A 1,026-nucleotide genomic window follows, 5' to 3' on the forward strand; every position below is an offset into this window, starting at 1 on the left:
CTAGAGCGGGATGAGATTTGTAAGAGTCGTGGGATTCCCAAATCATCGCAGTTCTGATTCAACATTCATGCTGGGAGGAGGCCAGTGTGGATGGCAGGATATTCGATGGACCTTCGCGAGCGGGTTGTAGCTGCGGTCAAGACCGATGGGCTCTCGCGACGTGCGGCGGCGGCTCGATTTGGCGTTAGCTATAGCGCGGCCATTGAGTGGCTTAAGCGTGTCGAAGAGACTGGCAGTGCTGCGCCTCGCCAGGTCGGCGGCTACAAACCGAAGAAGCTCTCGGGAGCGTGGCGCGACTGGCTGATCGAACGCTGTCACGACAGGGACTTCACCTTGCGCGGCCTTGTGGCCGAACTTGGCGAGCGTGGCCTGAAGGTCGACTACCGTTCGGTGTGGGAATTCGTGCATGCCGAGAAGCTCAGTCACAAAAAAAGACGCTGATCGCCGTCGAGCAGGATCGTCCCGATATCGCGCGACGGCGGATGCAGTGGACGAAGTATCGGGTCTTCATTGACGAGACCTGGACCAAGACCAACATGTCGCCGCTAAGGGGCTGGGCGCCGGTGGGACAGCGGATCAAAGCGAAAGTGCCGCACGGCCACTGGAAGACCATGACCTTCCTGGCCGCGCTGCGCCGCGATCGCGTCGACGCGCCTTGGTTGATCGACGGACCGATCAACGGCGAGAGATTTCTCCTCTACGTCGAGAAGATTCTCGCGCCGACCCTCCAGCCGGGGGATATAGTCGTCATGGACAATCTCGGCTCGCACAAAGGCAAGGCGGTGCGTCGCGCCATACGCGCCGCCGGCGCAAGGCTCTTCTTCCTGCCGAAATACTCGCCCGATCTCAATCCGATCGAACAGCTCTTCTCAAAACTCAAGCACTGGCTGAGAAAGGCAGCAAGCCGCACCGTCCAAACCGTCTGCGACGCGATCGGCCAAATTCTCAACCGCATCACATCCGCCGAGTGCTCACACTACTTCAAAAACTCCGGCTATGACCGAAACTAATCTCATCCCGCTCTAG

Annotated in this window: 1 protein-coding gene; it reads left to right on the forward strand. The window is 59.4% G+C overall.

All coding sequences use genetic code 11. From position 1 onward, the window contains the following. Positions 1–90: 90 nt before the first annotated feature. Positions 91–1,010, forward strand: a protein-coding gene (locus NKH36_RS34665) for an IS630 family transposase (protein ID WP_352966310.1) whose coding sequence is annotated in 2 segments (ribosomal slippage) — positions 91–427 and positions 427–1,010 — 921 coding nt in all. Because the reading frame shifts where the segments join, the coding sequence is not laid out codon by codon here. Positions 1,011–1,026: the final 16 nt, after the last annotated feature.

Source organism: Mesorhizobium sp. M1312 (assembly GCF_040318115.1).
Taxonomy (GTDB): Bacteria; Pseudomonadota; Alphaproteobacteria; order Rhizobiales; family Rhizobiaceae; genus Mesorhizobium.